Source organism: Kitasatospora putterlickiae, from assembly GCF_039527695.1.
In the GTDB taxonomy this organism is placed as follows: Bacteria; Actinomycetota; Actinomycetes; order Streptomycetales; family Streptomycetaceae; genus Kitasatospora; species Kitasatospora putterlickiae.
Genome location: NZ_BAAAKJ010000050.1, coordinates 1,034 through 7,657 on the forward strand (window position 1 = coordinate 1,034; position 6,624 = coordinate 7,657).

The window sequence follows — 6,624 nt, forward strand, 5'->3', positions numbered from 1 at the left end:
CGAAGGGCGCCGGCCGGGGAGGCGGTGACGGTCCGGCGTCAGATCAGGCCCTGGGCCAGCATCGCGTCCGCCACCAGCTCGAAGCCGGCGATGTTGGCGCCCAGCACGTAGTCGCCGGGGCGGCCGTACTTCTCCGCGGTGCCGTGGCAGGCGGCGTGGATGTTCCGCATGATCGCGGCCAGCCGCTCCTCGGTCCGCTCGAAGGACCACTCGTCGCGCGAGGCGTTCTGCTGCATCTCCAGCGCGCTGGTGGCGACGCCGCCCGCGTTGGCCGCCTTGCCCGGGCCGAAGGCCACGCCGGCCTCCTGGAACACCCGGACCGCCTCCGGCGTGGTCGGCATGTTGGCGCCCTCGGCGACCGCCCGTACCCCGCCGCGGACCAGCGCCAGCGCGTCCGCCTCGTCCAGCTCGTTCTGGGTCGCGCAGGGCAGCGCCACGTCCACCGGGACGCTCCAGACGCCGGTGCCCTCCTGGTAGCGGACGTGGCTGCCGCGCAGCTCCGCGTACTCGGTGAGCCGGCCGCGCCGGACCTCCTTGATCTCCTTCAGCAGGTCCAGGTCGATGCCCTTCTCGTCGACCACGAAGCCGGTGGAGTCGGAGGCCGTGACCACGGTCGCGCCGAGCTGGCGGGCCTTCTCGATCGCGTACAGGGCGACGTTGCCGGAGCCGGAGACGGAGACCCGCAGGCCGTCCAGCTCCTCGCCGCGGGCGCGCAGCATCTCCTGGGTGAACAGCACGCAGCCGTAGCCGGTGGCCTCGGTGCGGGCCTGCGAGCCGCCCCAGCCGATGCCCTTGCCGGTCAGCACGCCCGACTCGTAGCGGTTGGTGATCCGCTTGTACTGGCCGAACAGGTAGCCGATCTCGCGGCCGCCGACGCCGATGTCCCCGGCCGGGACGTCGGTGTGCTCGCCCAGGTGGCGGTAGAGCTCGGTCATGAAGGACTGGCAGAAGCGCATGACCTCGGCGTCCGAGCGGCCCTTGGGGTCGAAGTCGGAGCCGCCCTTGCCACCGCCGATGGCGAGGCCGGTCAGCGCGTTCTTGAAGATCTGCTCGAAGCCCAGGAACTTCACGATCCCGAGGTTCACCGAGGGGTGGAAGCGCAGGCCGCCCTTGTACGGGCCGAGCGCGCTGTTGAACTCGACCCGGAAGCCGCGGTTGACGTGGATCCGGCCCTGGTCGTCGGTCCACGGGACCCGGAAGATCAGCTGGCGCTCGGGCTCCACGATGCGCTCGACGATCCGGGCGTCGGCGAGCTCGGGCCGCTGCTCCAGGACCGGTCCGAGCGTCTCGACCACCTCCCGGACGGCCTGGTGGAACTCGGGCTCACCGGGGTTGCGGCGAAGCACCTCGGCGTAGAGCGACTCAATGGCGGGGTTCCCGGCGTCGTGGGACGCAGCGGGCACGGGGGTAGCCGACATCTCTTGAGGACCTTCCATGGTCTGAATCGACAGACGGGGCGCCTCCCCCGTCGTCCCGGGGGAAAGGCACCGGCGGTCCCCTCGCCATTGAGGGCGTCACGGCGCAAAAACACCAGCGCGGCAACTCCTGGACCGCTCGCGCGGGCACAGTCTCTCACTGCCACCCCCCGTTTGTCCGCCCCTCCCCCCCTGGTCCCCGCCCGGCAACCCGTTCGTGAGCTGCACCGACCCTTCGTCCACCCCTCCGGAAGGGGTGTTCAAGGTTGGTCACAGTGGAACCAGCGGGCCCCGTCGACCGCCGAGCCCCAAGCGGGCTGACGTGGTGTCAGCCGGCGACCCGGCGGCCCAGCGGCTCCTCGGCGATCCGGCGGGCGATCTCGGAGGGGCGCACCGGGCGGCCGAAGTGCCAGCCCTGCGCCCAGTCGCAGCCGATGCCGCGCAGTCGCTCGGCGTCCCGGCCGGTCTCCACGCCCTCCGCGGTGACGGTGAGGCCGAGGGCGTGCGCCATCGAGACCAGGCCGCTGACGATCCGCCAGCCGGTCTCCTCGTCCTTGGACGGGTCGTGCAGGTCGCCGACGAAGGAGCCGGCGATCTTCAGGCCGGAGACCGGCAGGTCGCGCAGGTAGGCGAGGTTGGACCAGCCGGTGCCGAAGTCGTCCACGGCGAGCGAGACGCCGAGGCCGACCAGGCCGTGCAGGGTGCGCAGCGCCTCGTCCTCCGGGCCGACCACGGTGGACTCGGTGATCTCCAGCTGGAGCCGGGCCGGGTCGAGGCCGGTGCTGTCGAGGATCCGGCCGAGGTCGCCGACCAGGGCGGCGCTGCGGGCCTGCCGCACCGCCAGGTTGACGTTGAGCTGGGGCGCGGCGTCGCCGAACCGCTTGATCCAGTCGGCGGCCTGGCCGCAGGCCTGCTCCAGCACCCAGCGGCCGAGCGGCATGATCAGCCCGGTCTCCTCGGCGGTGGTGACGAACTCGTCCGGGCCGAGCACGCCGAGCTGCGGGTGGCGCCAGCGCACCAGCGCCTCGACGGCGGCGAGCCGGCCGTCGGCGAGCGCGTAGAGCGGCTGGTAGTCGATGAAGAACTCGCCCCGGTCCAGGGCGGCGGGCATCCGCACCGAGACGGCGTAGCGGGAGACGGCGCGGGCGTTCTCCTTGGGGTCGAAGAGCGTCCAGCGGCCCCGGCCGGCCTCCTTGGCGCGGTAGAGGGTGAGGTCGGCGGCGCGCACGGCGGCGCCGGGGGTGGTGGTGGAGACCCGGCGTTCCAGGACGCCGACGCTGGCGCCGACGGCCAGCTTGTGGTCGCCGATCAGCACCGGTCCGGCGAGCGCCTTCAGCACGGTCCTGGCGGCGGCGACCGCCTCCTGCTCGCCGCGGCTGTTCTCCAGCAGGACGACGAACTCGTCGCCGCCGAGCCGGGCGACCAGGTGTCCGAGCGGGGTGAGCGCGGCCTTCAGCCGGGCGGCGACGGCGCACAGCAGCTGGTCGCCGGTGTCGTGGCCGAGGCTGTCGTTGACCACCTTGAAGCCGTCGAGGTCGACGTAGCAGAGGCCGAAGCGGGCGCCCGGGTCCGGGTCCTCGAAGAGCCTCTCCAGCCGTTCGAAGAACGCGGCCCGGTTGGGCAGCCCGGTCAGCGGGTCGTGGGTGGCCTGGTGGCGCAGCCGCTCCTGGAGCCGGTAGCGGTCGGTGACGTCCTCCAGCATGGCGACCTGGTACACCGGGCGCCCGTCGTCGTCGCGGATCAGCGAGACCGTCAGGTGGGTCCAGACCACCTCGCCGTCCTGCCGGTAGTACGGCTTGTCGAACTGGAAGTAGTCGCGCTTGCCGCTGATCAGCTCCTCGTAGGCCTCCCAGACGCCGTCGGCGTCCTCGGGGTGGACGAGGTCGCCGACCCGGCGGCCGATCATGTCGTCGGGGCCGGCGCCGAAGAGTTCCTGGAGGGCCTTGTTGACGGCCATGATGTTGCCGTCGGTGTCACCGATGCCGATGCCGATGGCGGCGCTCTCGAACAGCGCGCGGAACCGGGCCTCGGAGGCGCGCAGCGCCTTCTCCGCCCCCTTGCGGGCGACGTCGGCGGCGGTGCGGATGGCCTCCTGCTCGCGCAGGGTGCGTTCGCGCAGCGCCGCCGCCCAGCCGGCCGCGAAGGCGCCGCTCAGGGCGGGACCGCGGCCGTCGGTGCCGGGCTGGCGCTGGAGCAGTTCGACCGCCCTGGCCAGCACCACCGGGTCGGTGAAGTGGGCGTCGACCAGTTCGGCCCCGGCCTCGGCGGCCAGGCGCGGGTCGAACGGGTGGTCCGACTGGGCGCGGTGGAGCAGCGCGGCGGTCCGGGAGACCAGCCGGCCGAGCAGGCCGGGGTGGACCGCCGTGCCGTGGTCACCGGAGAGCAGCCGCGCCCAGTCCTCGTGGAACCGTTCGGCGCCGCTGCCCGGTTCCGGTGCCTCCGTCACGGACGGAGCCCCACGCCCGCCACCCCGGTCATCCGCTCGGGGTGCTCGCCGACGGCCTCGGGCTGGTCGGGGCGCCACTGCGGCAGGTAGACGACGCCGGGCTCGACCAGCTCGAAGCCCTCGAACATCGCGGTGATCTGCTCGTGGGTGCGCATGGTGAGCGGGGTGGGCGTCATCCGGTACAGCCGCTGGTGGTCCTCGGCCTGGTCGGGGCGGCCCTCCAGGGAGGCGTGCGAGAGGACCAGGGCGCTGCCCGGCGGGAGGGCGTCGCGGATCACCGCGATCAGCTTCCACGGGTCCTCGGCGTCCTGGACGAAGTGCATGACGGCGACCAGCAGCACGGCCACCGGCTCGCCGGCGGCGAGCAGCCCGGCCACCTCGGGGCGGGACATCAGGTCCTCGACGTCCCGGACGTCGGCCTGGACGACGGAGCTGTCCGGGTCGTCCTCCAGCAGCAGGCGGCTGTGGGCGACGGCGACCGGGTCGCGGTCCACGTAGACGACCCGCGCCTCGGGGCGGATGGCGCGGGCGATCTCGTGCACGGCGCCGAAGGTGGGGATGCCGGAGCCGATGTCCAGGAAGCGGCTGATGCCGCGCTCGGCGGCGAACTGGACGGCACGCCGCAGGAAGGCCCGGTTGGAGCGCATGATCTGCGGCAGTTCCGGCCACAGCTCGATGGCCTTGCGGGCCATCTCCCGGTCGACCTCGAAGTTGTGCGAGCCCCCGAGGTAGTAGTCGTAGACCCGTGCGGCGTTCGGTTTGTCCAGGTCCGTGCCCTCCGGTACCCAGTTCGGTCGCCGCATCCTCGGGACTCCTTCGTTCCGGTTCCGGTGAACCAGCCGCCGCGTGTGACGACTGTGACTGTTGAGACTACAAGCACAAAAGATCCTCCTCTGCACGCCGAACGCATGCAAGCGGAGTGCCACGCTCCTCCCGGCGCCGCCCCGGGCCCCGCGCGCGCCGTTAGAGTGCGTCCCGTGGACCCCAACCACTACCGGTTCCACGGGGTGTGGCGGCTTCCCGCGCCCCCGGCCGAGGTGTACCGGGCGCTCGCCGACGTCGCCGGCTACCCGCGCTGGTGGCCGGAGGTCCGCGACGCCCGGGAGACCGGCCCGGACCGCGGCGAGGTGCTGGTCCGCGCGCTGCTCCCCTACCGGCTGGTCATCGGGCTCACCGCCGTACGGCGCGACCCGGACGGCGGGGTGCTGGAGGCGGCCATGCACGGGGACCTCACCGGCTGGTCGCGCTGGACGGTGTCGGCCGACGGCGCGGGCGGCGCGCTGGCGCTGTTCGAGGAGGACACCCGCCCGGCCAAGCCGCTGCTGCGCCGCCTCGCGCTGCCCGCCCGGCCGCTCTTCCGGGCCAACCACGCGGTGATGATGCGGCGCGGCCGGCGCGGCCTGGCGGCGTACCTGGAACGGCGGGCCTGAGCGGGCCCGACCGGGCCTGAGCGGGCCGGCGTGCTGATCACGTTCGCGGACCGCCGGCCGTTCGCGGACGGCGGGTACGTTCCCGGACCATCCGGCGCGTCCACGGACGCCCCGTACGTGCACGGACCGCCCGGTTCACCCGTCCGCACCGCTCCGGCCTGCGACGACCGGCCTTCACCGGATGTTTGCGCGGCGCCGTCGCATGGTCCGGGGCAGACTGGGCAGGGTAGTCCGGGCCGCACCCGTGTCCCGAGGATGGTGAGTCCGGTGATACCCCTTCGACCGCCCAACCCCGCCGACCGGCAGAGCCCGGAGCCGCACGCCGACGCGGTGAGCCCGCTCACCGAATCGGCCGCGCGCAGCCACATGGCGGGCGTCTGCTTCAAGATCGGACCGCCCCGGCTCGTCGGCGTCGAGGTCGAGTGGTTCGTCCACGACGACCGATGTCCCGACCGGCCGGTCCCCCCTGAACGGCTGTACGCGGCACTGGACGCACTGCCGCTCGGCGGCCCCGACGGGACCTCGCTCCCCTCCGGTTCCCGCCTCACGTTCGAACCCGGCGGACAGGTAGAGCTCAGCTCCCCGCCCGCCGACAGCCTCACCGGCTGCGTCGCCGACACCCGGCGCGACCTCGGAGCCCTGCGGGCCGCCTTCGCCGCCCAGGGCCTGCGCCTCACCGGAACCGGCACCGACCCGCTGGGCCGCCCCCGCACGATGGTGCTGGACCATCCGCGCTACCTCGCGATGGAGCGCCACTTCGACGCCGCGGGCCCCTGGGGCCGGATCATGATGACGGGCACCGCCTCGCTCCAGGTCTGCCTGGACGCCGGGGCCGAGGACGGCCCGCACGCCCTGGAGCGCCGCTGGCGGCTCGCCCACCGGCTCGGCCCGGTGCTGGTCGCCGCCTTCGCCAACTCGCCCCTGCTGGACGGCCGCCCCACCGGGCACCGGTCCACCCGGCAGACCGTCTGGTCCCGGATGGACCCCACCCGCACGCTCGCCCCCGCCCCCGACCACGGCGACCCGCGCGAGTCCTGGGCCGGGTACGTGCTGGACGCCGAGGTGCTGTGCGTGCGCCGCCACGACGGGCTGCCGTGGACCGCGCCGGCCGGGATGACCTTCGGCGACTGGCTGCGCGGCGGCGGCGAGCGCCCGCCCACCCTGGCCGACCTCGACTACCACCGCACCACGCTGTTCCCGCCGGTGCGTCCGCGCGGCCACCTGGAGCTGCGGATGATCGACGCCCAGCCGGGGGACGGCTGGATCGTGCCGACCGCCCTGGTCACCGCGCTGCTGGACGACGGGTTCACCGTCTTCATCGAGGCCAGCGCCC

The 6,624-nt window shown here is 73.8% G+C and carries 5 protein-coding genes; 2 read left to right on the forward strand and 3 right to left on the reverse strand.

Annotation, left to right across the window (positions count from 1 at the left end):
- Positions 1 to 38 precede the first annotated feature (38 nt).
- The 3 genes from gdhA to ABD308_RS05945 all read right to left on the reverse strand — a co-directional run bounded on the left by gdhA (position 39) and on the right by ABD308_RS05945 (position 4,664).
- Complete coding sequence (gene gdhA / locus ABD308_RS05935) at positions 39 to 1,418, reverse strand: NADP-specific glutamate dehydrogenase (protein ID WP_344328005.1); 1,380 nt, start codon at positions 1,416 to 1,418, stop codon at positions 39 to 41.
- Between the two features lie 325 nt (positions 1,419 to 1,743).
- On the reverse strand, positions 1,744 to 3,861 hold the full coding sequence (locus ABD308_RS05940) for a putative bifunctional diguanylate cyclase/phosphodiesterase (protein WP_344328014.1): 2,118 nt from the start codon (positions 3,859 to 3,861) through the stop codon (positions 1,744 to 1,746).
- The gene (locus tag ABD308_RS05945) at positions 3,858 to 4,664 is read right to left on the reverse strand and encodes an SAM-dependent methyltransferase (protein WP_344328021.1); all 807 of its coding nucleotides are present in this window, start codon (positions 4,662 to 4,664) and stop codon (positions 3,858 to 3,860) included. The genes ABD308_RS05940 and ABD308_RS05945 overlap by 4 nt, the downstream gene beginning before the upstream one ends.
- Positions 4,665 to 4,838: 174 nt before the next feature.
- On the opposite strand from ABD308_RS05945, the gene ABD308_RS05950 reads away from it, so the two are divergent.
- Positions 4,839 to 5,291 (forward strand): SRPBCC family protein, encoded by a 453-nt coding sequence (locus ABD308_RS05950; RefSeq protein WP_344328027.1) that lies wholly within the window; start codon positions 4,839 to 4,841, stop codon positions 5,289 to 5,291.
- Positions 5,292 to 5,657: 366 nt separating this feature from the next.
- Positions 5,658 to 6,624: ergothioneine biosynthesis glutamate--cysteine ligase EgtA (gene egtA / locus ABD308_RS05955; RefSeq protein WP_344328042.1), on the forward strand; the 967-nt coding region annotated here is incomplete at its 3' end.

Coding starts and splice junctions, on each gene's coding strand:
- ABD308_RS05945 (WP_344328021.1), bottom strand. CDS start 4,664: ATGCGGCGACCGAACTGGGTACCGGAGGGCACGGACCTGGACAAACCG.
- gdhA (WP_344328005.1), bottom strand. CDS start 1,418: ATGTCGGCTACCCCCGTGCCCGCTGCGTCCCACGACGCCGGGAACCCC.